Below are 25,324 nucleotides of genomic sequence, written 5' to 3' on the forward strand. Positions count from 1 at the left end.
GAAAGGATCACCGTCATGTCCCGTTCGCTTTATGTTGCTGCCCTGCTGTCCGTCTGCTCGCTGTCCTTCACCCAGCTGAGCTTCGCCGAAGAATCGCGCCTGATGACCAACAAGATGGTCAAGGCCAACGAAGCCGTGATTGCCCAGCAGCAGGCCCAGTCCGCCGAGCAGACCGCCAAGGCCGCCGCCGGCAGCAACGCCGATTCCTGATCGGCCGCTTCCCCCGGGAGGCCCGGAGCGTGAGCCGGGCCTCTCAACACCTTGCGCCGCATAAGACATGCGGCGTTTTTTTTTGCCTGCGCTCCTGGCCGCTCGCCGCACTTTTACAAAAGCTGCAACAGTCTTTCCCTGGTAGCTCTGTATCCCTGTCCGTTCGGTCAATATACTTGACCCACCAGTGCCGCTTTCGAGCGGCGCCGTTCCCGGCCTCATTGCCGGCAAGCTTCCCGACGTCGATTCTTGATTGCTCCAGATCGACGTCCGTCTCAAGGCCGCTGCTTTCAGCGGCCTTTTTTTATGTCCGTGGAAAAGCGGTGGTAGGCTGAGGCCATTGCGCGCCGCAGCGCGGATTCGACAAGGATGCCGAGATGACCACTGACAATCCCTTCGCGACACCCCATGCGCCCCTCACTGCTCCCGCTGCCGTTGCGAGTTCGGCTGGCAGGCAGCCCCTGCTGTTCGTCGTCGCCATGACAGTCGCGGCAGCGCTGCTGTTCTTCGGCAGCAATGCCGTGCAGTGGATCGCTGACCTGGGCAGCTATCGCGAGCGTCTGCCGCAGTATCTGCCGACGATGCTGGCGAGCTGGCTGGGCGGGCTGCTCCTGTATGCAGCTGCGGTCCTGCTGCTGGTGCATTACCTGCGCGAGCGCCAGGGCATCCTGCGCTTCCAGCCGCAGGCCGGGTTGCTGGCGGGCTTCGGCGTGGCCTATCTGATCGCCACCCTGGTCGTGAGCACGCTGGTGTCCTACCTGAGCGTGTCGTTCTATCAATGGGCGTTCGAGCAGGACACCCGGACCCTCTGGATGATTCTCTACGGCCAGGCCAACTCGCTGATCAACCTGACACTGGGTTGCCTGCTGCCGTTGTGGCTGGTGCTGCTTGTGGGACGCTCGCGCTCCGAGCGGTTGGCGCCGGGGCAAGGCTTCGCCCTGCCGTCCTGGCAGGTGGCGTTGGGCGTGGCGCTTACCTTCACCGCATTGATCTACAAGCTGCTCGCCGCGCTCAGCTACGGGGCTCTCTACCTTTACAGCGGCGCGGATGGCTGGCAGTCGGTTTTGCTGCTGTCGAGTTGTGCGCTGCCGTTTGCCATCGTCATGGCGGCTGTGCAGACACGCCTTCCGCCGCAGCTGTCGCGCTTTGCCGCCGGCCAGGTGCTGGCGTGCGCGGCGATCCTGCTGGTGATGTGGGCGGTGGCGATCGTGCTGGTTTCGATCCTGGTGGCCTTCGCCGCCTACAGCTCACTGAATTCCAGTAGCCTGCCGCTCTACCTGCTGCCGCCGGCGATCCTGCTGCTGGCGCTGCTCTGGCCGCTGGCGCGCTGGTGCACCGGCTGGTTCTTCGCCGAACAGCTGGTTCAGTCCTCGGCCAGGTAATCCCCGCGGCTCAGCCCATGGCGCTGCATCTTCTCGTTGAGGGTGCGGCGCGGCAGGCCGAGCAGTTCCATCACCGCCTTGATGTCGCCCTTGCACTGCCCCAGCGCCTGGCGGATGCACTGCGCCTCGTAGGCTTCCATGCGTTCGAACAGGCCGTTGCCGGCGGGCTCGATCGGCAGCTCGGCGCGGTCCAGGCCGAGCACGTGGCGCTCGGCGGCGTTGGCCAGTTCGCGCACGTTGCCCGGCCAGTCGTGGGCAAGCAGGCGCGCCAGCTCCGTCGCGGATAGCGGTGCGGCTTCGCGGCCGAACTTCTCGCTGGCCAGCCCGGCGTAGTGCTCGAACAGCAGCGGGATGTCCTCGCGGCGTTCGCGCAGCGGCGGCAGGCGCAGCTCGGCGACGTTCAGGCGGTACACCAGGTCTTCGCGGAAGCGTCCGGCGCGGGCCTCTTCCAGCAGGTCCGGCTTGGTCGCGGCGATCACCCGCAGGTCGACCTTGATGCTCTGGTTCGAACCCAGGCGTTCCAGTTGCTGCTCCTGCAGCACGCGCAGCAGCTTCACTTGCTGGGCCAGCGGCATGCTCTCGATCTCGTCGAGGAACAGGCTGCCGCCGTTGGAATGCTCCAGCTTGCCGATGCGCTTGCCCTGGGCGCCGGTAAAGGCACCGCTTTCATGGCCGAACAGCTCGGTCTCGAACAACTGCTCGGGGATCGCCGCACAGTTCAGCGCGACGAAGGGCTTGCCGGCGCGCGGGCCGAAGTCGTGCAGGCAGCGTGCGACCAGCTCCTTGCCGCTGCCGGTGTCGCCGCGAATCAACACGTTCACCGGTGTGCCGGCCAGCGCCATGATCTGCCGGCGCAAGGTTTCCATCGGCCGCGAGACGCCGAGCAGGCGCGATTCGATCTGGTCCTTGAGCGCCGCCTGTTCGCGCAGCTGGCGATTCTCCTGCACCAGCCGGCGTTTCTCCAGGGCACGGCGCAGGCTGTCGAGCAGGCGTTCGGGGGTGAAGGGTTTCTCGATGAAGTCGTAGGCGCCCTGGCGCATCGCCTGCACCGCCATGGGCACGTCGCCATGGCCGGTGACCATGATCACCGGCAGGTCGCGGTCGATCTGCTGCAGGCGCTCGAGCAGGGCCAGGCCGTCGGTGCCGGGCATGCGCACATCGCTGATGACTACGCCGGGCAGCTCGCGGGAGACGCTTTTCAGGCACTCGTCGGCGCTGCTGCACAGGCGCACCTCGAAGCCGGAGAGTTGCAGCCACTGCTGCACGGCCTCGCGGATGGCGGCTTCGTCGTCGACGAAGAGAATGGTCTCGCTCATGGTCTTCTTTCTTCGCTGGCGGCCGGCAGGCTGAGGCGGAACACCGCGCCGCCGGTGGGCTGGTTGGCGGCGCCGAGGCGCCCGCCGAGTTCGTGGACGATGCCATAGGATACCGCCAGCCCCAGGCCCAGTCCTTCGCCCACGGGCTTGGTGGTGAAGAAGGGGTCGAAGACGCTGGCCAGATGGGCTTCGTCGATGCCCGGGCCGTTGTCGGCCACCTCCAGGCACCAGTGGTCGTCTTCGCGGCGCAGGGTCAGCTCGATGCAGGGCCGGTCGCTGCTGGCCACGGCATCCAGGGCATTGCGGATCAGGTTGACCAGCACCTGTTCCAGGCGGATCGCGTCGCCCAGCACCCAGGCGGGCAGGTCGAGGTGCTGACGGATCTCCACGCCCTCGCTGCGGATGCGCACGGCCAGCAGCTGCAGCGCCTGTTCGATGACGTGCCCCAGTTCGATGCGCTCGCGCAGGCCGCCGGGCGTCTTGCGGGCGAAGGTCTTCAGGTGGCCGGTGAGCGCGGCCATGCGTTCGAGCAGCTCATCCACGCGCACCAGCGCGGCGCGGGCGTCGTCCTGGCGGCCGGCGTCCAGCAGCAGGCGTACGCTGGCCAGCTGCATGCGCTGGGCGGTGAGCGGCTGGTTGATCTCGTGGGCCAGCGCGGCGGACATCTGCCCCAGCGCCGCCAGCTTGGCGGCCTGTACCAGACCGTCCTGGGCGGTGCGCAGGGCGGCGGTGCGCTGCTCGACCAGACGCTCCAGCTCTTGCTGGTTGCGCTGGCGCAGGCGGGCGAGGCGGCGGCGCTGTTGCAGCCAGAGCACGAGGAACACCAGCGCCAGCCAGACGCCGGCGGCGGCCAGCCGCGCGCTGGTGACATCGGACTGCACGCCGTGGGGGTTGCGCAGCAGGTGCAGGGTCCACTCGTCTTCCGGCAGGCCGACCGATTGCCAGAGGTAGTCGCCGCTGATGTCCTGGCCGTCGACGCGGACCATGCGCGCGTGTTCGCCGAGGGTTTCCAGCGTCCGGTGCGGCAGCGCGCTCAGCGGCTGCTTGTGGTACTGGCGGGTGTCGGCCATCTCGGCGCGGGCTACGGCGTCCAGTGGCATCAGTTCACGGTAGCGCCAGCGCGGGTGGTTGGCCAGGAACACCACGCCCTTGCTGTCGCTCACCAGCACTACGTCCGGGGTTTGGCTCCACTGACGCTCCAGGTCGGGGAACTCCAGCTTGACCACGATGGCGCCGAGGAAACGGCCGTCGTCGTCGCGCAGGGCGTTGGACAGGAAGTAGCCGGGAATCCCGCTGGTCACGCCGACCGCGTAGAAGCGTCCGGCGCCCTGGGCAATGGTCTGGCGGAAGTAGGGGCGGAAGCCGTAGTTGTGGCCGACGTAGCTGACCGGCAGGTTCCAGTTGCTGGCGGCCACCGCCAGGCCGGTGTGGTCCAGCAGCTCCAGGGTCGAGGAGCGCGCCGCGCCGTTGATTTCCTGCAGCTTGAGGTTGAGCCGGTGCTGCAGCTCGCCGGTCACCGGGCCACGCATGGCGGCACGCAGCTCCGGGTCCAGTGCCAGCACGGCGGGGAGGCTGCGGAAGCGCTCGATCAGGGTGTGCAGGGAGTTGGCGTAGAGGCCGAGTTGTTCATGGGCCGCTTCCGCTTCCGCGAGCAGGGCACGGTGCCGCGCCTTCTCGCCCGCCCAGAACACCGACAGCACCAGCCCGGCCAGCAGGAGCAGGCAGATCAGCAGCAGGCGCAGGGGGCGGTTAGGCGACATGTTCGACGGGGTTCGACCAATGGTCGGCGACAATAGCACGTCTTCTGGCTGGTCCGGCGCCCCGCCGCCTCGCTAAACTGCCGGCATCCCGATGGAGAGCTCCGATGCAGTTGTCGTCCTGGACCCACGAAGGGTCCGCCGGTTTCACCCTGCGCGGCTGGCGCAGCGAGCCCAGCGGCAAGCCGCTGCTGCACTTCCTGCACGGTAACGGCTTCTGCGGCCGTGCCTACGAGCCGATGCTGAAAATCCTCGCGGAGGATTTCGACCTCTGGCTGTGCGACGTCCAGGGCCATGGTGACAGCGACCACGGTGGGCGCTTCCACGGTTGGAACCGCAACGCGGAGATGGCGGTGGAAGCTTTCCAGGCCGGCAGCAAGATGTTCGGTGACGTGCCGCATTACGCCGGCGGGCACAGTTTTGGTGGCGTGCTCAGCAGCCTGATCCTCGGTCGTCATCCCGCGCTGTTCCGTCGTGCCGTGCTGCTCGATCCGGTGCTCTTCACTCCGGCGATGATCGGCGTGATGGCGCTCTCCGAGGTGCTCGGCCTGCACAAGCGCCGCACCATGGTGCAGAAGGCGCGCTCGCGGCGCAGCCAGTGGCCGGACCGCGAGGCGGCCTACGCCGGCCTGCACGGCCGCGGCATCTTCAAGGGCTGGACCGATGCGGCGCTGTGGGCCTACGTGGAGCACGCGATGAAGCGCACCGAGGCCGGCGTCGAGCTGAAATGCCGGCCCAGCCGCGAGGCAGAAATCTTCAGCTCCTTCCCCAAGCGCCTGTGGCCGTCGCTGAACAAGGTGGTGACGCCGACCCAGGTGCTGTTCGGCGAGCGCACCTATCCCTTCGTGCCCAAGTCCGTGGCGCGCTGGTGTGCTTCGAACATCGTGGTGAGCGGCCAGTGCGTCGACGGCGGCCACTGCTTCATGCAGGAATTCCCCGAGGACAGCGCCGCGCGCGTCTCGCGCTTCCTGCTGGGCCACGAATGAACGATCCGGCCCGCAAGTCCGTCTGGCTGGCGCTGTCGGAGCTGTGGCTGGATACCGAGACGACCGAGACGGACATCAACTACATCGCCCGGACCCTGGCAGTCAGCGACTTTCCCCTGGGCGAACTGGAAGCCATCTATCGCCTGGAGGTGGTCCCGGTGGTCTACCCGAATGCCCTGGCGACAGCGGGAGAGTGGACCGGCTTCGATGCCGACTGGCTGTTCGAGAAATGCCGGCGCAATCAGCAACGCCGTACGTTCTTCCTTTATCGCTGGCGGTGCTGGTTCCTCGGTCGGACTGTCGGCGCACTGATGAATGCGCACCTGCGCCAGGTGCTGGCGCGAGTCGTCGAACTTCGTGAACTGACTGAGGACGAACCGGGCTGATCGCGCTCAGTCGCCGACCTTCTTGCCCTGGTGCGCGCGGCGCCATTCGTCCAGGCGGATCACTTCACCCTTGGGGCGTGGCGGCGTTGGGGTGTCGTCGAATACGGCGTCGACGATCTCTTCCTCCACCGGCGCGGCGGCAGGATGGAAAGTAGCGACCGGCGATACCGGCATGCGCGGCTCGGGCTCCATGCGGAACGGCGCCAGTTCGACGCGGCCCAGGTGCTGGCCGAACATGGCGATGCTGCCGGCGTAGCGTTCCTGCCCGGTGGCGGTGAACTCGAAGGCGTATTCGCGGGCCAGGCGCAGGTTGCCCCGGCCGTCGCGCTGGAAGCGGAAACGCTGCAGGGCCATGGCGTCATCGAGCAGTTCCACGCCCTCGCGCGCGCAGTGCTGCTTGGCCAGGGCCAGGGCGCGCTCGCGGATGCCATGGGCGCGCCACCACCAGGCGGCGCCCGCAATGACCAGCATGAAGATGAAAAGATTGCCCAGGTCCACTTCGGCTTCCTCGGAATCGGCGCACCAGCTTACTCACTCCGCCGTCGGGCGGCGAGAGGCCGGATGTTCACAGCCTGTGAATTGCGCCCCATACTGCCCCATTCTGTAGCAGGACACCGTTATGCGTCGCACTCCCCACGTTCTCGCCATCCAGTCCCACGTCGTCTTCGGCCACGCCGGCAACAGCGCCGCCGAGTTCCCCATGCGACGCGTCGGGGTCAACGTCTGGCCGCTGAACACCGTGCAGTTCTCCAACCATACCCAGTATGGCCACTGGACCGGCCAGGTGCTGCCGCCGGAGCAGATTCCCGCACTGGTGGATGGCATCGCCGCCATCGGCGAGCTGGGCAACTGCGATGCGGTGCTCTCGGGGTACCTGGGCAGTGCCGCGCAGGGCCGTTCGATCCTCGAGGTGGTGCGCCGCATCCGCCAGGTGAACCCGCGTGCCGTGTACCTGTGCGACCCGGTGATGGGCCACCCGGAGAAAGGCTGCATCGTCGCCCCGGAAGTCAGCGAGTTCCTGCTGCATGAGGCCGCCGCCGTGGCCGACTACCTGTGCCCCAACCAGCTGGAGCTGGACAGCTTCTGCGATCGCCAGCCGTCCTCCCTGGAAGACTGCGCCGAGATGGCCCGCGGCCTGTTGGTGCGCGGCCCGAAGGCGGTGCTGGTGAAGCACCTGAACTACCCCGGCAAGCCGGCGGATGCCTTCGAGATGCTGCTGGTGACCCTGGACGAGACCTGGCACCTGCGCCGCCCACTGCTGGCCTTCCCGCGCCAGCCGGTGGGCGTGGGCGACCTGACGTCCGGGGTGTTCCTTGCCCGCCTGCTGCTGGGCGACGACCTGCGCAGTGCCTTCGAATTCTGCGCCGCTGCCGTGCACGAGGTGCTGCTGGAAACCCAGGCCTGCGGCAGCTATGAGCTGGAGCTGGTAAGGGCGCAGGACCGCATTGCCCATCCGCGGGTGAAGTTCGAGGCGGTGAAGCTGGGGTGAGGGGAAGGCCCCGTGTCTGGGGTCAGGCCGACTGCGGCAACTCGTCGTCGCTGCTGGCCCTTTCGGCCCCCTGACGCTCCACCCGCTCGACCATCCCTCGGGCGATTTCCCGCTCGCCCATGATCACCAGGCTGGCGCCGTTCTGCTCCAGGTAATCCACCTCGGCGTCGAAGTGGGCGCGGGCGATGACGTCCAGGTTCGGGTTGATCGCCCGCGCGTGGCTGGAGATCGTCCCGGCCTCGAAGCCGTTGGGGATGGCGATCAGCAGCCAGCGCGCCGAGGTGATGTTGGCCTGGGCCAGGACATCGGGATTGGCGGCATTGCCGACTACCACGCAGAGCCCGTGTTCGCGCAGTTCGGCGGCTTTTTCGCGCTTGTCCTCGATCACCACCAGCGGGACCTTGGCCTTGCGCAGGCGCTCGCTGACCAGCGCGCCGACGCGGCCGTGGCCGATGAGGATCGCGTGATTCTGCTCCAGTACCGGTGGCGGTAGATCCGGAGCTTCCACCTGGACCACGCCCGGATCGGCTTCGGCCTTCTGCTCCTGGCGTGCCTGCAGGCGATCGATGGCGATGAACAGCAGCGGGTTGACCAGGATTGACAGGATCGCGCCAGCCAGCACCAGGTCGCGGCCGGCTTCGGGCAGCAGGTTCAGGGTCACGCCCAGGCCGACCAGGATGAAGGAGAACTCGCCGATCTGCGCCAGGCTCGCGGCGATGGTCAACGCGGTGCTGTTGGGGTGGCCGAACATCCGCACGATGATGTAGGCCGCGACCGACTTGCCGAAGACGATGACCAGGAAGGTCGCCAGCACCGGCAGGGGCTCGTGGATCAGGATGGCCGGGTTGAACAGCATGCCGACGGAGACGAAGAACAGCACGGCGAAGGCGTCGCGCAGCGGCAGCGAGTTTTCCGCCGCCTCGTGGCTGAGCTCGGATTCGTTGAGGATCATCCCGGCGAAGAAGGCACCCAGGGCGAAGGACACGCCGAAGATCACCGCCGAGCCGTAGGCGATGCCCAGCGCGATGGCCAGCACGGCCAGCGTGAAGAGTTCGCGCGAGCCGGTCTTGGCCACGCGCTCCAGCACCCAGGGCACGAAGCGGCGACCGCCCAGGATCATCACCGCGACGAAGGCGGCGACCTTGCCCAGGGTCAGCAGGATCGGCATCAGCAGGCCGCCGTCGCCACCGTCGGAGGTGCCGCCCAGCGAGCCGGCCAGCGCGGGCAGCAGGACCAGGGTGAGGACCATGGCGAGGTCTTCGACGATCAGCCAGCCGATGGCGATGCGCCCGCGCTTGGTGTCGATCAGCTGGCGCTGCTCCAGCGCCCGCAGCAGCACGACGGTACTGGCCACCGACAGCGCGAGGCCGAAGACCAGGCCGCCGCCGAAGTTCCATCCCATCATCCAGGCGAGGCCCAGGCCGAGCAGGGTGGCGACGCCGATCTGCACCACCGCGCCGGGGATGGCGATGGCTTTTACCGACAGCAGGTCTTTCAGCGAGAAGTGCAGGCCGACGCCGAACATCAGCAGGATCACGCCCAGTTCGGCGATTTCCGTGGACAGCGCCTGGTCGGCGACGTAACCGGGGGTGAAGGGGCCGGCCAGTACGCCGGCGAGCAGGTAGCCCACCAGCGGCGAAATACGCAGGCGGTTGGCCAGGGCGCCGAGGACGAAGGCCAGCACAAAGCCGACGGCGAGTGTGGTCAGTAATGGGGTGTGATGCATGGTCTGGGCTCCGGGCACTCAGGGAGCGACCGGACTGCGCATCAGCACCGGGTCGCTCGACGGTGGGTCACGGGGGCAAACCCGCGTATGAAAAGTCTAGGCGTAGTAATGAATTCCTACCTTGCTTTCACGCAAGGGTAACCTGTTGACGCATCGGGAAATTTCCGCGGCACGAAGGATTTCTTTTCAGGAAATGTCGGGAACGTCTGTCATTCGTGGCGAAGCTCGGCGTAGCGCTGTTCCAGCTCCTGACGAATTTGCCGACGCTGCTGGGCCTGGGCAAAACGACGTTTCTCATCCTTGGTCTGTGGGACCAGCTGCGGCACCTCGATCGGTTTACGCTCGTCGTCCAGCGCCACCATGGTGAAGAAGCAGCTGTTGGTGTGGCGCACGGACTTCTCGCGGATGTTCTCGGTGACCACTTTCACGCCGATCTCCATGGAGGTGCGGCCGGTGTAGTTCACCGAGGCGAGGAAGGTGACCAGTTCGCCGACATGGATGGGCTGGCGGAAGATCACCTGGTCCACCGACAGGGTCACCACGTAGTAGCCGGCGTAGCGGCTGGCACAGGCGTAGGCGACCTCGTCGAGGTACTTGAGCAGGGTGCCCCCGTGGACATTGCCGGAGAAGTTGGCCATGTCGGGAGTCATCAGGACGGTCATGCTGAGCTGGTGGTTGCCAGGTTCCATGGAATTCTCTTCGGAATCGTCTGGGGAAAAGGAAAGGGCCTTACTCTGGACAACCTGAGCGCGGCGCGCGACACAGTTTTTTCTATACCGCCGATTGGCGGCCGGCACCAGTAGACCCTTCGCCAGTGGCATTTCCGCCGTTCGATCAACGCCCGTAACGAAAACGGGCGACCCCTGGCCGCCCGCTCGTTAACTGCCGGCTCAGCGGCCGGCGGAAAGACCGAAGTCGATGGCCAGGTCCGCGCCGGTGATGGCTTCGGATTCCGGCTTGCACAGGTACCAGACCAGTTCGGCGACTTCCTCGGGGCGGATGAAGCGCGCCACCTTGCCCTGTGGATAGTCCTTGAGCAGCTCAAGTTTGTAGGCTGCCGGATTGCCCTGGCCATAGCGTTCGGCCTGATAGTCGAGCATCGGTGTGGCGATGTCGGCCGGGGAGATGGCGTTGACCCGCACGCCGGATTCGGCCAGTTCCAGCGCCAGGGTACGGGTGAGCATGGTCAATGCCGCCTTGCTCGCGCAGTAGGCTGCCGAGCCGCGATAGGCCTGGCGCCCGGAATCGCTGGAGATGTTGACGATGCAGCCGTGGTTTTCCTTGAGGTACGGCGTCGCCGCCTGGCACATGTAGAAGGCGGCCTTCAGGTTCACGCCCATGACCAGGTCGAAGTCATCTTCGTTGAAGTCTTCCACCGGGCCTTCGCGCCAGACGCCGGCGGCGTTCACCAGGGCATCGAGGCGGCCGGTGCGGGCGAGGATGTCGGACATCAGGCTGTGGCAGTTGTCGGCGCGTCGCAGGTCGCCGACGGCGGTGGCGTCCAGCGGAACCTGGGCGTTGAGCGCATGCAGGCCGGCTTTGTCCACGTCGGTTGCGGCGATGCGCCAGTGGCTTTGGGCGAAACGTTTGGCGATGGCTTTTCCGAGGCCACCGGCGGCGCCGGTGATCAGTACGACGGGAGTGCTCATTGTCTACGGGTTCTCCCTGCCTGAGAGAGGACGGCGGCCGGCAGGCAGTACCGGCGGCGCCGAAAGGACCACGAGGCGCGTCTGCGCCCCGTGCAATTACAGACCAAGAAAAGACCAGATTCTTCAGTCTGACAGGGTAAATTTTTCGTAAGGCTTTCGCGTGTCGGCGGGTGAGCCGATCGGCGGCCCCGCGGGTTGCTGCCCCTACAAGAGCCGTTTTGCTTCCGCCGATTCGGTCATCCCATCACGCGTGATGCAGGTACCAGCGCCAATCCTGCTCGCCGACCTCGCCCATGAACTGGCGGTATTCCTCCCACTTGATCGCCAGGAACACCTTGAGGAAGTCCTCGCCCAGCGCTTCGCGGGCCCAGGTGGAAGCCTCCAGGGCGCGCAGCGCGGTGAGCCAGTCGGTGGGAAGAAACTCGGTGGCCTGCTCGTAGCCGTTGCCGACGACGGGCGCGCCCGGGTCGATCTGCTCGCGGATACCTTCGTGGATGGCCGCGAGGATCGCCGCCGCCGCGAGATACGGGTTGGCATCGGCGCCGCAGATGCGGTGCTCGATGTGCCGGCTCTTGGCCGGGCCCCCGGGCACGCGGAACGACACGGTGCGGTTGTTCACGCCCCAGCTCTTGGCCAGCGGTGCGTAGCTGTTGGCCTGGAAGCGGCGGAAGGAGTTGGCGTTGGGGCAGAAGATCGCCAGCGAATCCAGCAGGCGCGCCATCATGCCGCCGATGGAGTGGCGCAGCAGCGCCGTGCCATGGATGTCTTCGCTGGCGTAGAGGTTGTTGCCCTGCTCGTCGGCCAGGCTGACGTGCAGGTGCATGCCGGAGCCGGCGCGGTCGCCGAACGGCTTGGCCATGAAGCAGGCCTGCAGCCCGTGCTTGTTCGCCACGCCCTTCACCAGGCGTTTGTAGCGCACGCCTTCGTCGATGGCCTGCATGACGTCGAAGCGGTGTTCCAGGGTCAGTTCGACCTGGCCCGGCGCGTACTCGGAGATCGCCGTGCGCACGGGAAGGCCCTGCACTTCGCAGGCGGCGTAGAGGTCGTCGAGGAACGGCTGCAGTTGTTCCAGCTCGTAGACGCCATAGACCTGCGGCGCTTCCGGGCGGATGCCGTTCATTTGCAGCGCCGGTTGCGGGCGACCGTTGGCGTCGCGTTGCTTGTCCAGCAGGTAGAACTCCAGCTCCACGGCCATCACCGGGTGCAAGCCGTCGGCCTTCAGCCGGTCGACCACACGGGAAAGCGCATGGCGCGGATCGGCTGGCGTGGCGGGCAGGCCCTGGGTCGGGTGCATGCTCACCTGCAGTTGGCCGGTGGGGCTGGTGCGCCAGGGTTGCAGCGTCAGGCTGCCGGGCAGCGGGTAGGTCCAGCAATCGGCGTCGGCCACTTCCCAGACCAACCCGGTGCCTTCGACGTCTTCGCCCTGCACGGTCAGCGCGAGGATCGAGCTGGGCAGCGGACGGCCGTTGTCGTAGATCGCCAGGAGCTCGTCACGGTGCAGCAGCTTGCCGCGGGGGATGCCGTTGGAGTCGATGATGAAGAGTTCGATGCTGCGCACGTCCGGGTGGGCGGCGAGGAAGGCTTCGGCTTCCTTTCGATCGGCGAATTGCATGATGGTCCTCGGTGGCGCGGTGCGCCGGAGTATGTGCTCTTCGTAGGAGCGAGCTTGCTCGCGAACCAGCTCCGCTGCGGACCCGCAGGAGAACGTTCGCGAGCAAGCTCGCTCCTACAGGGTCAGGTGTCGATCAGGCCTCACGCGCGCCAGGAATCGCCAGCAGCTCGCTGATGCCGGCATCCAGCGTCGCGATCAGGCGATCCACGTCGTCGGCGGTGGTGTCCGGGCAGCACAGGGTCATGTTGTGGAACGGCGTGATCAGGATGCCGCGGTTGATCAGGTACAGGTGCAGGGCCATCTGCAGCTCGTCGTGGAAGGCGGCTTCGGCCTCGGCGCCGGTGCGCGGGGAGACGGGGCAGAACTGGAATTCGCTGCGCGCGCCCAGTTCGGTCACCGACCACTTCAGCTCGTGCTTGGCGATCAGCGCGCGGAAGCCGTCGGCCAGGCGCTTGGCCAGCGGCAACATGTGGTCATAGGCTGCCTGGGTCATGACCTGCTCCAGGTTGGCGCGCATGCAGTGCATGGCCAGGGCGTTGGCCGAGAGCGTGGTGCCCATGCCGCTGTGGCCGTGGCCATGGCTGTCTTCCTGGGCATTCTTGCGCGAGGCGGCCATGCGTTCGGCCATCTCCGCACTGCAGCCGAAAATGCCGCACGGCACGCCGCCGGCGATCGGCTTGCCGACCACGAAGAAGTCCGGGTCGAGGTTCCACAGCTGGGTGCAACCGCCGATGTTGGTGGAGATGGTGTGGGTTTCGTCGATGATCAGCAGTGAACCGTACTTGCGTGTCAGTTCGCGGCACTTCTGCATGAAGCCCGGATCGGGCAGGACCATGCCGATGTTGGTCATCGCCGGCTCGCACAGCAGGGCGCAGACGTCGCCCTGGGCCAGCGCGGCTTCCAGCGCCTCGACGTCGTTGAAGGGGATGGAACGGCTGTGCTGGGTCAGGTCGTAGGCCTGGCCGACCAGGCCGGAGCGGTGCACGGTCTCGCCATCGCGGTAGCGCACCATCACGTCGTCGACGGTGCCGTGGTAGCAGCCGTCGAACACCAGCAGGGTCTTGCGCTGGGTCACCGCACGGGCCCAGCGCAGCACATAGCGGTTGGAGTCGGTGGCGGTGGCGGTCACCTGCCAGTAAGGCAGGCCGAAGCGCGCGGCGAGCAGTTCGCCGCAGACCACCGCATCTTCCCCCGGAAGCATGGTGGTCAGGCCCCGCGCACCTTGTTCGGCGAGGGCGCGGGCAATGGGCGCCGGCGAGTGGCCGAACATGCTGCCGGTGTCGCCCAGGCAGAAGTCCACGTAGTCATGGCCGTCCACGTCATGGAAGCGGGCGCCCTGGGCGCGTTCGACGAACAGCGGGCAGGGCGTGGACCAGTCGGCCATCCAGTGCATCGGCACGCCAGCGTACAGCGACTTGCGCGCGCGCTCGGCGAGGGCGACGGACTTGGGATTCTGTTCCAGGAAGCGCTGGCGCTCGCGGGCGGTGAAGAGATCCACGGCCGGTTGGGCGATTCCGCTGGCGGTCATGTTGCACACCTCGTTTGTTATTTCACACATCATCCGTTTGTGATCACAAAAATGTCAATACAGCGGACCAAACGCCTGATAATCTGCCCTGTAACGAATTCTGTGATCACAGATAGGGAGGGTACCGATGACCGATGTCAGGAATGAGTCCATCTGGGCGGGTCAGGTCGCGCTGGTGAGTGGCGCCGGCAGCGAGTCCGGCATCGGCTTCGCCAGCGCCCGCCGGCTGGCGCGCAATGGTGTGAAACTGCTGCTCACCGCCAGCAGCGAGCGCGTCCTGCAGCGGGCGCAGGAGCTGCGTGCCGAAGGCTTCGAAGCCCGCGCACTGGCAGCCGACCTGACCCGCGAGGACGACGTCCGCGCCCTGGCCGAATGGGGGCAGGCGCAATGGGGAAGGGTAGACGTACTGGTGAACAACGCCGGCATGGCCATGCAGGGCAGCCCGGAACCCTTCGCCGATCTGGCGGCAATGGACCTGGCGACCTGGAACCTGTCGCTGGCGCGCAACCTGACCAGCGCCTTCCTGCTCACCCGCGCGTTGCTGCCGGGGATGCTGGAGCGCGGCTATGGGCGCATCGTCAACATCAGTTCCACCACCGGCGTGCGCGGAAGCAATCCGGGCGAATCGGCGTACAGCGCGGCCAAGGCCGGGATGCTCGGCATGAGTATGGGCCTGGCGCTGGAAGTGGCGCGCCGCGGAGTGACGGTGAACAGCGTGGCGCCGGGCTGGATTGCCACCGGTTCCAGCAGCGACGAAGAAATCCAGGCCGGACGGCGCACGCCGCTCGGCCGTTCCGGGCGACCGGAGGAGGTGGCGGCCGCCATCGCCTTCCTGGCCTCGCCCGAAGCCAGCTACATCACCGGCGAAGTGCTGGTGGTGGATGGCGGCAACTGTCTGATCGAGAACAAGGGATAAGCACGATGAAACACGACTGCAGCCTGACCTTCGCCCAACTGCCGGCGCCGCCGGCCGGCCGGGAGTGAATCGCGATGGCCGACAACCTTCAGGAACAGCTGTACCAGAATCTGCGCCAGGCCCTGCTGAGCGGGCGCTTCCAGCCCGGCGAGCGGCTCAAGATCCGCGACCTGGCCGATGAATGGGGCACCAGCCCGATGCCGGTTCGCGCCGCCCTGCAACGGCTGGTGGCAGAGGGGGCGCTCGAAGGCGAGCCACAGCGCTCGCTACGGGTGCCGGTGATGACCCGCGAGCGCTACCTGCAGATCCTGCAGGTGCGGCAATCCCTGGAGGGGCTGGCAGTGGAAGACGCGGCCCGGCATCTGACGCCCGCCGACCTGGCGCTGCTGCGCGATTGCACCGAACGCATGGAAAGCGCGCTGAATGCCCGCGACGTCCACGGCTACCTGGAGGCCAACAGCCTGTTCCACCTGACGCTCTACCGCGCCTGTGGCAATCCCACGCTGCTGCGGATGATCGAGGCGCTGTGGCTGCAGGTCGGGCCCTTCTTCAACCGGCTGTTCACCGAGGCCGACCTGTCGCTGCGCCTGAACGACTTCCACGAAGACACCCTGCAGGCGCTGGAGCGCGGCGATGGCGCGGGCGCGCGCAAAGCCATCGAACAGGACCTGGGCTACTGTGGCCAGTACCTGCTCAACCTGCTGGAGCTGGAAAGCGGGGGAAGGCTCGGGGCGCGCTAGGGCGCCCTTCACGGGGTCTTGATGAAGCGGACGTTGTCCTTCTTGATCAGGATCGTCTCGCCGTTGAGCTGTTCGAATTCGTAGTAGTCATTGTATTTGTCGTAGTCGGAGTGATCCTTCACCAGGATTTCGCTGCCGTCCTGCAGCGTCACCACGGCCTTGTCGGCGCATCCGGCGAGGCCGAGCAGCAACAGGCAGGTGAACAAGGCTTTCAACTTCATAGTTTCTCCACGGGGCATCGTACCCGCCCGGGCAGCAAGGGCTGGAGGTACGCTGGGTTGCCTGTGTGACCATGGAAGTTTCAGGAAATTCCGACACCCCCCTTCAAGTATCGAGCCATACGTCGCGTGCCCAGGTCCATACCGAGTCCCAGGTCTCCTCGGTGAGCTCGCCGTCGGCCCAGAGGATCACCTCGCCGTCCTCTGCGACCGCGTAATAGTCGTCACCGTCGGCGCAGAGCGGAATCAGCTCGCGGGGCAGGCCGCTGGCCCAGGCAACGGCGGCCACTTCCGGCAGGTAGGTGTGGGACTGCGGATCGGCCACGGTGACCGGCTCCAGTCGACCGTAGACGACGTCGCTCACCAGCAGGAGGAACTCGCGGAATTCCGACGGAATGCCGATCAGCAGGGCTTCTTCGATTTCCACCAGCAGTTCTTCGTCTGGTAGTTCCAGCGGTACCGGAACCGGCTCGTTTGCTTCACGCAGTTTCTCGATCACATCTTCCACAGGCGGGGCCTCTCTGAAATTCGACGAATGGCGCGCTTTATACAGTAGTAGCCGGCCATCCGGGCAAGACCACTGCACCGGCGTTGTCCGGACGAGCGGCGGGCCCGCGGGCACGGTTGTGCTGCTGTTCACCGAGGGCTGCAGAAACGAAAAAGCCCGGCAATCGCCGGGCTTTTTCAGTGTTGCGGGCAGGATCAGTTCTGGCGGATGCCCGCCACCAGCCAGGGCTGGTTCTCGCCCTGGGCACGCTCCATGCGCCAGCTTTCACTGAAGGGCTCGCCCTGGTCGAAGCGCGAGGACTTCGACACGCCGCTGAAGGTCAGGGTGGCGATGGTCTTCTCGGCCTGGTCGTCCACGCCCTCGAGCTGCACGTCGAGGTTGTCGATGTAGGTGGACTGGTAGCCGTCGCCCAGGTCAGCACGCTCCTGCTTGAGGAACTGCAGCATCTGCGGGGTGACGAACTCGGCGATCTTGTCCATCTCGTTGGCGTCCCAGTGCTGCTGCAGGGACATGAAATGCTCGCGGGCGGCCGCAACGAAACGGGTCTCGTCGAACCAGCTCGGCGCGTTGATCACCGGGCAGCTGTCCATCACCGGACGGGAAGCACCACCGAAGATCGACGGCGGGGCGGCCGGCATTTCGCGCTGCATCGGCGCGTGTCCACCGGCCATGGCGGGCTGGCCCTGCTGCTGGCGGCGACGGGAGGCGATGAAGCGGAAGGCGATGAAGGCGATCAGCGCGATGATCAGGATGTCGAGGAACTGCATGCCCTGGAAGCCGTCGCCCATGAACATGGAGGCGAGCAGGCCGCCGGCGGCGAGGCCGGCCAGCGGGCCGAGCCAGCGCGAAGCACCGCTCTTGGCGGCGGCGCCGGCAGCGCCTGCGGCGGCGCCCGTCGCGGCTGGGCCAGCAGCGGTCGGGGAGTTCGGGGCGGCGCTGGGTTGCGCCTGGCGGGTCTGGTGGCTCGGCGCAGAGCCCATGCTCTTGCCGCCACCGAAACGCTTGGCGGCATTGACGTCGAGGCTGAGCGTCACGGCGACACAGAAGGCCATTGCAAGGCTGAGAAAGCGCTTCATCGTTGTCATTCTCTTGATGGGGTATACGACGCACATCATGTTGCCGGCCGGAGCCTGGGAGGGCCAGCCGGATTTTGTTTCGTGCTGTTGCCCTGTCCTGGGCACACCCCTGATATGAGGGCGGATGAATCCCTTTCCAAATCAGTCTGTTACTGATTCTTTCAGAGCCGCCTGTCGGAGAACTCGGGTGGTAGGCTTCGCTGAGCGAGGCCGTCAGCCGCGCGATCCCCTGACCCCACGCCGCGAGGACCGCCGACCATGCATGCCATCGACTTCATCCAGGACCTCGCGGTGATCATGCTGATCGCCGGTTTCGTCACCATTCTCTGCCACCGTTTCAAGCAGCCGGTGGTGCTGGGCTACATCATCGCCGGGGTGATCATCGGCCCGCACACCCCGCCCTTCGCCCTGGTGCATGACGAGGAGACCATCAAGACCCTCGCCGAGCTGGGGGTGATCTTCCTGATGTTCTGCCTGGGCCTGGAATTCTCCCTGCGCAAGCTGTTCCAGGTCGGCGCCACGGCGTTCATCGCCGCGTTCCTGGAAATCACCCTGATGATCTGGGCCGGCTTCGAGATCGGCCGCCTGTTCGACTGGAGCACCATGGATTCGCTGTTCCTCGGCGCGATCCTGGCGATGTCCTCCACCACCATCATCATCAAGGTCCTGGGCGACCTGAAGATGAAGAACGAGCGCTTCGCCCAGCTGATCTTCGGCGTGCTGATCATCGAGGACATCCTCGGCATCGGTATCATCGCGCTGTTCTCCGGCATTGCCGTGAGCGGCACGGTGGAGGCCGACCAGGTGTTCTCCACGGTCGGCAAGCTCAGCCTGTTCATGGTTGTCGCACTGGTCGTCGGCATCCTGCTGGTGCCGCGCCTGCTGGCCTACGTGGCGAAGTTCGAAAGCAACGAGATGCTGCTGGTGACGGTGCTCGGGCTGTGCTTCGGCTTCTGCCTGCTGGTGGTGAAGCTGGAATACAGCATGATCCTGGGCGCCTTCCTGATCGGCGCGATCATGGCCGAGTCGCGCCAGTTGGTGCAGATCGAACGGCTGATGGAGCCGGTGCGTGACATGTTCAGCGCGATCTTCTTCGTCGCCATCGGCCTGACCATCGACCCTCGGGTGCTGGTGGACTACGCCGCGCCGATCCTGGTGATCACCCTGGTGGTGGTCGCCGGCAAGCTGGTGTCCTGCGGTGCCGGCGCCTTCATCGCCGGCAACGACGGGCGCACCTCGATGCGCGTGGGCATGGGACTTTCGCAGATCGGCGAGTTCTCCTTCATCATCGCCGCGCTGGGCATGAGCCTGGGCGTGACCAGCGACTTCCTCTACCCGGTGGTGGTGGGGGTGTCGGCCATCACCACGCTGCTGACGCCCTACCTGATCCGCTCGGCCGACCCGCTGGCGCTGTACCTGGGCCGCAGCCTGCCATCGCCCATGGTGCGGGTGTTCAGCCTGTACGGCGAATGGCTGCGCAGCATCAAGCCGCGCGGCGACAAGGCGATCCTAGCCGGGATGATCCGCCGCATCCTGCTGCAGGTCGGGGTCAACCTGACCCTGGTGATCGCGATCTTCTTCGCCCTGGCATTCTTCGCCGGGCAGATCGGCCAGTGGCTGGCGCAGTTCGTCGAACAGGAAGCGCTGCACAAGGCGCTGATCTGGGGCGCCGCGCTGCTGCTGTCGCTGCCGTTCCTGATTGCCGCCTACCGCAAGCTCAAGGCGCTGGCGATGCTGCTGGCGGAAATGGGCGTCAAGGCGGAAAGCGCCGGGCGTCACACCGCCCGCGTGCGCCGGGTGATTTCCGAGCTGATCCCGCTGCTGTCGCTGGGCGGCATGATGCTGCTCTTGGCGGCGCTCAGTTCGAGCATCCTGCCGCCGGGCGAGCTGCTTGTGGTGGTGGCGCTGATCGCCGCGCTGGTGATCGCGGTGTTCTGGCGCTGGTTCATCCGCGTGCATTCGCGGATGCAGGTGGCGCTGATCGAGACCTTCGAGCAGAACGGCGGCGGGCATCACTGAGGTTTCGCCGCTGCTACCTGAGATATCGCGAGGGGGCATGCCCTCTCCCCCGCCCTCTCCCTGAAGGGAGAGGGAGCCTTCTGGTGCCTCCGGCCAACTCAATGCTTCGCTTGATGCCGCTCAGTCCCCTCTCCCTTCAGGGAGAGGGGTAGGGAGTGGGAAATCCGGGCACGCAGTTCCCGAAGAGGACAGCTGCTATTACAGGTGTCGACGCGTCAGATCGCTTCCAGCTTCGCGTAACCCATCATCAGCCACTTGCTACCCTCGCTGTCGAAGTTCACCTGCACCCGCGCCTGGGCGCCGGAACCTTCGAAGTTGAGGATCACGCCGTCGCCGAACAGCGGGTGGCGCACGGACTGGCCGAGGCTGAACGGAGTGTCCGGCACGCTGGCGCCGCTGAACAGGTTGCCGCTGCGCTGGTTGCCCGACAACGGGCGGCTCACCGAGTTGGACAGGCGCACTTCCTGGATCAGGCTCGGCGGGATTTCGCGGACGAAGCGCGACACCTTGTTGTAGGTCTCGCTGCCATACAGCCGTCGGGTTTCGGCATAGGTCATGACCAGGCGGTGCATGGCGCGGGTGATGCCGACATACGCCAGGCGGCGTTCTTCTTCCAGGCGGCCGGGTTCTTCCAGGCTCATCTTGTGCGGGAACAGGCCTTCTTCCACGCCGGCGAGGAACACCAGCGGGAACTCCAGGCCCTTGGCGCTGTGCAGCGTCATCAGCTGCACGCTGTCCTCGAAGGCGTCGGCCTGGGTATCGCCGGACTCCAGCGCGGTGTGGTCGAGGAAGGCCACCAGCGGCGGGGTGTCCTCGTCGTCCGGATTCTCGAAGGCGCGGGCGGCGCTGACCAGTTCTTCCAGGTTTTCCACCCGGGCCTGGCCTTTCTCGCCCTTCTCTTCCTTGTGGTAGGTGATCAGCCCGGACTGCTCGATGACGATCTGGGTCATCTGGTGCAGCGGCATGCCCTCGACCTTCACCGCGAGCAGGTCGACGGTTTCCAGGAAGCCGTTGAGCGCACTCGCGGCGCGGCCGGTCACGGCCTTGGCGGCGATCACGTCGTTGATCGCACGCCACATGGAGGTGCCGTTGTGGCGCGCGGCGTTGCGGATCGCCTCGACGGTCTTCTCGCCGATGCCGCGTGGCGGCACATTGATCACCCGTTCCAGCGCGGCGTCGTCGTCGCGCAGGCGGATCAGGCGCAGGTAGGCGAGGGCGTTCTTGATCTCGGCCCGCTCGAAGAAGCGCTGGCCGCCATAGATGCGGTAGGGAATCTTCTCGCGCAGCAGCCCCTCTTCCAGCACGCGGGACTGGGCGTTGGAGCGGTAGAGGATGGCGATTTCGCTGCGCTTCAAGCCGTCCTTGCGCAGGGCGTCCTCGATGGTTTCGACGATATAGCGCGCCTCGTCGTGCTCGTTGAAGCCGGCGTAGAGGGTGATCGGGTCGCCGTCGACGCCGTCGGTCCACAGTTCCTTGCCCAGGCGCCCGCTGTTATTGGCGATCAGCGCATTGGCGGCCTTGAGGATGGTGCCGGTGGAGCGGTAGTTCTGCTCCAGGCGGATGTCCTCGGTGCCGGCGAAGTCATCGCCGAACTGCTGGATGTTCTCGATCTTCGCGCCGCGCCAGCCGTAGATCGACTGGTCGTCGTCGCCCACCACCATCAGGCTCTCGCCGCCCTTGCCGAGCAAGCGCAGCCAGGCGTACTGCACGGCGTTGGTGTCCTGGAACTCGTCCACCAGGATGTGGCGGAAGCGCCGCTGGTAGTGCTCCAGCAGGCTCGGGCGGTCGCGCCAGAGGTCCAGCGAGCGCAGCAGGAGCTCGGCGAAGTCCACCACGCCGGCACGGGCGCAGGCTTCTTCATAGGCCTGGTAGACGCTGACCATGGTGGACAGGTACAGGTCGCCGCCGGCCTGGATGTTCTGCGGGCGGTTGCCCTCGTCCTTCTGGCCGTTGATGAACCACTGCGCCTGGCGCGGCGGCCAGCGCTGCTCATCGAGGCCCAGCTCGCGCACCACGCGTTTGACCAGGCGCAGCTGGTCGTCGCTGTCGAGGATCTGGAAGTTTTCCGGCAATCCGGCTTCCTGCCAGTGCGCGCGCAGCAGGCGGTGCGCCAGTCCGTGGAAGGTGCCGACCCACATGCCGGCCGGGTTGATGCCCAGCAGCTGCTCGATCCGCGCGCGCATCTCGGCGGCGGCCTTGTTGGTGAAGGTCACGGCCAGGATGCTGTGCGGCGAGGCGTTCTCGACCTGGATCAGCCAGGCGATACGGTGCACCAGCACGCGGGTCTTGCCGGACCCGGCGCCAGCGAGCACGCGCTGGCGCCCCAGCGGCGCGGCCACGGCCTGGCGCTGCGGGTCATTGAGGGAGTTGAGCAGGTAGGAGATGTCATCGTTCATGGGTCGGCATTCTACCGACGGGCGGTTTTCCCCGGCAAACCCGCCCGCCGTCCGGCGTCTTCCCGACGAAAGTTGGGCCGGCGGCCAGCCAATTGCCATCATCCTGCTTGGGTGGGGCAACCTCCTCGGGTATGCTCCGCCGACGCCTAGGCCTGACACCTACAAGAAAAACGCCTATGACCGCTTATGTAGAGCCTTCGGCGATCCCGGTGAGCCATGCCGAGATCCGCCAGCAGTACGCTCACGAAATTGCCGTCGAACGCACGCGTCTCCTCTACCAGGGCTCGCGCGTGCCGACCCTGCTCATGCTGCTCAATGGCCTGGCCTGCGCCGGCCTGCTGTGGGATTACGTGAAGCTGGGGCTGCTCGCCGGATGGCTGATCTGGCTGGTAATGCTGGCCATGCTGCGACTGATCCAGGTCAGCGCCTTCAATGCCGCTTCCGCCGAACGCCAGGCCAGTCCGCACTGGCAGCGCACCTTCCTGTTCGGTGCAGGCGCTTCGGGGCTGACACTGGCCTTCGCCGCCATCGCCCTGGTGCCGCCGGACGCCTTCCTCCAGCAGTCCCTGGTCTTCGGCCTGATTGCCGCGGCCATCCTGTCCGCCAGCGTTGCCTATGCGGTGAGCCTGCCGGCCTTCCTCACGTTTGCCTTGCCCTGTCTGTTCCCCTCCATTGCCTATTTATTGATCAGTGATAACCCACTGCAGCAGGGCTGGGGCGTGCTCGGGGTGATCCTGCTGGCGGCGCTGCTGGTGGTGGCCTGGCAGATCCACCGGGTCGTGCATGTCGGCCTGCTGCGGCGCTTCCAGGCCCAGGCGCTGGTGGCGCACCTGGAGCGCGCCAAGGCACAGACCGAGGCGCTGAACCAGGACCTGGAGCGTGAAGTCGAGCAGCGTCGCCGTGCCGAGCGTGAACTGTGCCGCGCCCGTGACGCCCTGCAGGAGCGGGTCGAGGCCGGCAGCGTGCAACTGACCCATACCGAGGCACGTCTGGCCCTGGCGCTGGAAGCCAGCGAGCTGGGGCTGTGGGACTGGAACCTGCTGACCGACGAAGTGCACCACTCGCACCTGGAGGAAATCTTCGGCATCACCCAGGACGCCGTGAAGAGCGTGCGAAACGACCTGCGCCCGCGCCTGCACCCCGACGACCTTCCGCTGCTGCGCCGCGCGCTGGTCGAGCACCTCAAGGGACGCACCGACGGCTACCGCATCGAGTACCGCGTGCGCCATGCGGCTGGCCACTGGGTCTGGGTGGAAGACCGTGGCCGGGTGATGGAGCGTGACAGCCGCGGGCAGGTCACGCGGATGGTCGGCACCCGTGCCGACATCTCCACGCGCAAGCTGCGCGAAGAGGAGCAGCGCCTGGCGGCCACGGTGTTCGAGGCCGCCAGCGAAGGCATCATCATCCTCGACCCGGATTACCGCCTGATCGCCCTCAACGAGGCCTTCACCCGCCTCACCGGCTATCGCCGCGAAGAGGTGCTGGGGCACAACGTCGCGCGCCTGATGGGCTCCTCGGAAGCCCTGCGCCGGTACCAGTCGATCCGCGCCGACCTGGAGCGCCTGGGCTCCTGGCAGGGCGAACTGATCGAGACGCGCAAGAACGGCGAACTCTACCCGCAATGGCTGCAACTCAACGTGGTGCGCGACAGCCGCGGCCAGGTCGCCCACGTGGTCGGCTTCTTCGCCGACCTCACTGCCCGCCGCGATGCCGAGGAGCGCTTGCGCTACCTGTCGCACTACGACGAACTCACGGGCCTGGCCAACCGCACCTTGTTCAAGGAACGCCTGCACGAGGCCAGCCAGCGCGCCCGCCAGGAAGGCCGCACGGCGGCGCTGCTGCTGATCGACCTGGATCGCTTCAAGCTGCTCAATGACAGCCTCGGCCACGAAGTCGCCGACCAGCTGCTGAGGCAGATGTCGCGGCGCATGACCCAGACCGTGCCCGAGGCCGACACCATCGCCCGGCTGTCCGGCGACGAGTTCGCCGTGCTGATCGACTCCTACGCCAGCCTCGCCGCGCTGGCTCGGCTGTCCAGCCGCCTGCTGGCCAAGCTGCGCACGCCGATGACCGTGGGTGGCCACGAACTGATGATCAGCGCCTCGGTGGGCATCAGCCTGTTGCCGGAGAACGCCTGGGAAATCTCCGCGCTGATGAGCCAGGCGAACATGGCCATGCAGCACGCCAAGCATCTGGGCGGAAATACCTTCCAGTTCTTCACCGACAACCTGCAGGCCTGCACCCTGGAGCGCCTGCAGCTGGAAACCCGCCTGCGCAAGGCCATCGACGAAGGCCAGCTGGACGTGCACTACCAGCCCAAGCTGAACCTCGCCAACGAGCGCCTGGACAGCGCCGAGGCGCTGGTGCGCTGGCGTCATCCGGAAATGGGCATGGTGCCGCCCAGCGACTTCATCGGCCTCGCCGAGGAAACCGGGCTGATCGGCGCCATCGGCGAATTCGTCCTGCGCCGCGCCTGCCAGCAGGCCCGCGCGTGGCAGAAGCTTGGGCGCGAACTGCGGGTGTCGGTGAACCTCTCGGTGCACCAGCTGCGCACCGGCAACCTGGTCGACCTGGTGCGTACCGTGCTGGAGGACACCGGCCTGCCGCCGCATCTGCTGGAGCTGGAGCTCACCGAAAGCCAGCTGCTGGATAACGTCGAGAGCGTCACCGCGACCTTCCGCCAGCTGCGCGAGATGGGCGTGAAGCTGGCCATCGACGATTTCGGCACCGGCTATTCCTCGCTCAGCTACCTCAAGCGTTTCCCGGTGGACTACGTGAAGATCGACCAGACCTTCATCCGCGACCTGTCCGAGCGCGGCGAAGACGCGGCCATCACCCGGGCCATCATCGCCATGGCACACAGCCTGGAACTGAAGGTGGTGGCCGAAGGCGTCGAGCACGCCGAACAGCTGCGCTTCCTGCGCGCCCACGGCTGCGACGAGATACAGGGCTACCTGATCAGCCAGCCGGTACCGGCGGAGGCCTGCCTGGCGCTGCTGGAGAGAAGCGACCGGCTCTGAGCGTGCCGGTCGCGGGGGGGCGTGAAGCCGCGGGGATGGATTACTTGAGGGTGACGATCCACTCGGCGAGGGTCTTGGCCTCGTCCGGGCTGACGGCGTTCGCCGGCATCGGGATCGGCCCCCAGACGCCCTTGCTGCCGGCCTTGATGCTGTTGCTGATGTGCGCAACGCCGTTGGCCCCGTACTTCGTCGCAACTTCCTTGAAGGCCGGGCCGACCACCGTCTTGTTGACGGCGTGACAGGCCACGCAGGCCTTGGCCTTGAACAGCTCCTCGCCGGTGCTGGCCATCGCGGTGGTCTGCACGAGCAAGCCGCCGAACAGCAGGGCAACCAGGGCTTTGTTCATGAACGTCTCTCCTCACAGGCTGGGCGCTTCGAGGCGCCGATCGT

At 66.5% G+C, this 25,324-nt stretch carries 22 protein-coding genes; 9 read left to right on the top strand and 13 right to left on the bottom strand.

What is annotated here, in order from left to right; genetic code table 11:
- Positions 1 to 15 precede the first annotated feature (15 nt).
- Together C167_RS0127205 and C167_RS0127210 are read left to right on the top strand one after the other, a co-directional pair.
- Complete coding sequence (locus C167_RS0127205; protein ID WP_017521483.1) at positions 16 to 210, top strand: hypothetical protein; 195 nt, start codon at positions 16 to 18, stop codon at positions 208 to 210.
- Between the two features lie 377 nt (positions 211 to 587).
- Positions 588 to 1,592 carry a hypothetical protein gene (locus C167_RS0127210; protein ID WP_017521484.1) on the top strand — a complete coding sequence of 335 codons (1,005 nt, stop codon included), beginning with the start codon at positions 588 to 590 and terminating at the stop codon, positions 1,590 to 1,592.
- Here C167_RS0127210 and C167_RS0127215 read toward each other — a convergent pair.
- Together C167_RS0127215 and C167_RS0127220 are read right to left on the bottom strand one after the other, a co-directional pair.
- Complete coding sequence (locus C167_RS0127215; protein WP_017521485.1) at positions 1,574 to 2,908, bottom strand: sigma-54-dependent transcriptional regulator; 1,335 nt, start codon at positions 2,906 to 2,908, stop codon at positions 1,574 to 1,576. The two genes, C167_RS0127210 and C167_RS0127215, sit on opposite strands and share 19 nt — an antisense overlap.
- Positions 2,905 to 4,668 carry an ATP-binding protein gene (locus tag C167_RS0127220; RefSeq protein WP_017521486.1) on the bottom strand — a complete coding sequence of 588 codons (1,764 nt, stop codon included), beginning with the start codon at positions 4,666 to 4,668 and terminating at the stop codon, positions 2,905 to 2,907. Before C167_RS0127220 ends, C167_RS0127215 begins: the two co-directional genes overlap by 4 nt.
- Positions 4,669 to 4,772: 104 nt before the next feature.
- On the opposite strand from C167_RS0127220, the gene C167_RS0127225 reads away from it, so the two are divergent.
- Both C167_RS0127225 and C167_RS32995 read left to right on the top strand, forming a co-directional pair.
- Complete coding sequence (locus tag C167_RS0127225; protein WP_017521487.1) at positions 4,773 to 5,651, top strand: alpha/beta fold hydrolase; 879 nt, start codon at positions 4,773 to 4,775, stop codon at positions 5,649 to 5,651.
- A complete protein-coding gene (locus tag C167_RS32995) occupies positions 5,648 to 6,037 on the top strand; it encodes a DUF7079 family protein (RefSeq protein WP_017521488.1) in 390 nt (129 codons plus the stop codon). The genes C167_RS0127225 and C167_RS32995 overlap by 4 nt, the downstream gene beginning before the upstream one ends.
- A 6-nt stretch (positions 6,038 to 6,043) precedes the next feature.
- Here C167_RS32995 and C167_RS0127235 read toward each other — a convergent pair whose 3' ends face one another.
- Entirely contained in the window at positions 6,044 to 6,508 is a 465-nt protein-coding gene (locus tag C167_RS0127235) for a DUF3301 domain-containing protein (RefSeq protein WP_037006370.1), read from the bottom strand.
- A 148-nt stretch (positions 6,509 to 6,656) separates the two neighbouring features.
- Between C167_RS0127235 and pdxY the strand changes: the two genes are divergently transcribed.
- A complete protein-coding gene (gene pdxY, locus C167_RS0127240) occupies positions 6,657 to 7,526 on the top strand; it encodes a pyridoxal kinase PdxY (RefSeq protein ID WP_017521490.1) in 870 nt (289 codons plus the stop codon).
- 22 nt (positions 7,527 to 7,548) lie between these two features.
- On the opposite strand, the gene ybaL is transcribed toward pdxY, so the two are convergent.
- From ybaL to C167_RS0127265, 5 genes are all read right to left on the bottom strand, one after another.
- Positions 7,549 to 9,252, bottom strand: coding sequence for a YbaL family putative K(+) efflux transporter (gene ybaL / locus C167_RS0127245; RefSeq protein WP_017521491.1), 1,704 nt, complete (start codon positions 9,250 to 9,252; stop codon positions 7,549 to 7,551).
- Positions 9,253 to 9,461: 209 nt separating this feature from the next.
- Complete coding sequence (locus tag C167_RS0127250; RefSeq protein WP_017521492.1) at positions 9,462 to 9,941, bottom strand: acyl-CoA thioesterase; 480 nt, start codon at positions 9,939 to 9,941, stop codon at positions 9,462 to 9,464.
- A gap of 201 nt (positions 9,942 to 10,142) precedes the next feature.
- Complete coding sequence (locus C167_RS0127255) at positions 10,143 to 10,901, bottom strand: SDR family NAD(P)-dependent oxidoreductase (protein ID WP_017521493.1); 759 nt, start codon at positions 10,899 to 10,901, stop codon at positions 10,143 to 10,145.
- Positions 10,902 to 11,145: 244 nt separating this feature from the next.
- Positions 11,146 to 12,513: a glutamine synthetase family protein gene (locus tag C167_RS0127260; RefSeq protein ID WP_017521494.1), complete on the bottom strand. Its 1,368-nt coding sequence runs from the start codon at positions 12,511 to 12,513 to the stop codon at positions 11,146 to 11,148.
- A 133-nt stretch (positions 12,514 to 12,646) separates the two neighbouring features.
- The gene (locus C167_RS0127265; RefSeq protein WP_017521495.1) at positions 12,647 to 14,041 is read right to left on the bottom strand and encodes an aspartate aminotransferase family protein; all 1,395 of its coding nucleotides are present in this window, start codon (positions 14,039 to 14,041) and stop codon (positions 12,647 to 12,649) included.
- Positions 14,042 to 14,168: 127 nt separating this feature from the next.
- On the opposite strand from C167_RS0127265, the gene C167_RS0127270 reads away from it, so the two are divergent.
- The gene (locus C167_RS0127270) at positions 14,169 to 14,957 is read left to right on the top strand and encodes an SDR family NAD(P)-dependent oxidoreductase (RefSeq protein WP_017521496.1); all 789 of its coding nucleotides are present in this window, start codon (positions 14,169 to 14,171) and stop codon (positions 14,955 to 14,957) included.
- Positions 14,958 to 15,031: 74 nt separating this feature from the next.
- Positions 15,032 to 15,697: a GntR family transcriptional regulator gene (locus C167_RS0127275; RefSeq protein WP_017521497.1), complete on the top strand. Its 666-nt coding sequence runs from the start codon at positions 15,032 to 15,034 to the stop codon at positions 15,695 to 15,697.
- Between the two features lie 8 nt (positions 15,698 to 15,705).
- Here the strand turns inward: C167_RS0127275 and C167_RS0127280 are convergent, their stop codons facing one another.
- The 3 genes from C167_RS0127280 to C167_RS0127290 form a co-directional block, all read right to left on the bottom strand.
- The gene (locus C167_RS0127280) at positions 15,706 to 15,918 is read right to left on the bottom strand and encodes a YgdI/YgdR family lipoprotein (RefSeq protein WP_017521498.1); all 213 of its coding nucleotides are present in this window, start codon (positions 15,916 to 15,918) and stop codon (positions 15,706 to 15,708) included.
- Positions 15,919 to 16,021: 103 nt separating this feature from the next.
- Complete coding sequence (locus tag C167_RS0127285; RefSeq protein WP_017521499.1) at positions 16,022 to 16,423, bottom strand: SMI1/KNR4 family protein; 402 nt, start codon at positions 16,421 to 16,423, stop codon at positions 16,022 to 16,024.
- A gap of 194 nt (positions 16,424 to 16,617) precedes the next feature.
- A complete protein-coding gene (locus C167_RS0127290; protein WP_017521500.1) occupies positions 16,618 to 17,499 on the bottom strand; it encodes a Tim44 domain-containing protein in 882 nt (293 codons plus the stop codon).
- Positions 17,500 to 17,757: 258 nt separating this feature from the next.
- Between C167_RS0127290 and C167_RS0127295 the strand changes: the two genes are divergently transcribed.
- Positions 17,758 to 19,518: a cation:proton antiporter gene (locus C167_RS0127295; RefSeq protein ID WP_017521501.1), complete on the top strand. Its 1,761-nt coding sequence runs from the start codon at positions 17,758 to 17,760 to the stop codon at positions 19,516 to 19,518.
- Positions 19,519 to 19,733: 215 nt separating this feature from the next.
- Here C167_RS0127295 and uvrD read toward each other — a convergent pair whose 3' ends face one another.
- A complete protein-coding gene (uvrD, locus tag C167_RS0127300; protein WP_017521502.1) occupies positions 19,734 to 21,914 on the bottom strand; it encodes a DNA helicase II in 2,181 nt (726 codons plus the stop codon).
- A 176-nt stretch (positions 21,915 to 22,090) separates the two neighbouring features.
- On the opposite strand from uvrD, the gene C167_RS0127305 reads away from it, so the two are divergent.
- Positions 22,091 to 24,934 carry a putative bifunctional diguanylate cyclase/phosphodiesterase gene (locus tag C167_RS0127305; protein WP_017521503.1) on the top strand — a complete coding sequence of 948 codons (2,844 nt, stop codon included), beginning with the start codon at positions 22,091 to 22,093 and terminating at the stop codon, positions 24,932 to 24,934.
- A gap of 40 nt (positions 24,935 to 24,974) precedes the next feature.
- On the opposite strand, the gene C167_RS0127310 is transcribed toward C167_RS0127305, so the two are convergent.
- On the bottom strand, positions 24,975 to 25,280 hold the full coding sequence (locus tag C167_RS0127310) for a c-type cytochrome (protein ID WP_017521504.1): 306 nt from the start codon (positions 25,278 to 25,280) through the stop codon (positions 24,975 to 24,977).
- Between the last annotated feature and the right edge of the window lie 44 nt (positions 25,281 to 25,324).

The sequence above is a fragment of the Pseudomonas nitroreducens TX1 genome (assembly GCF_000313755.1).
Taxonomy (GTDB): domain Bacteria; phylum Pseudomonadota; class Gammaproteobacteria; order Pseudomonadales; family Pseudomonadaceae; genus Pseudomonas; species Pseudomonas nitroreducens_A.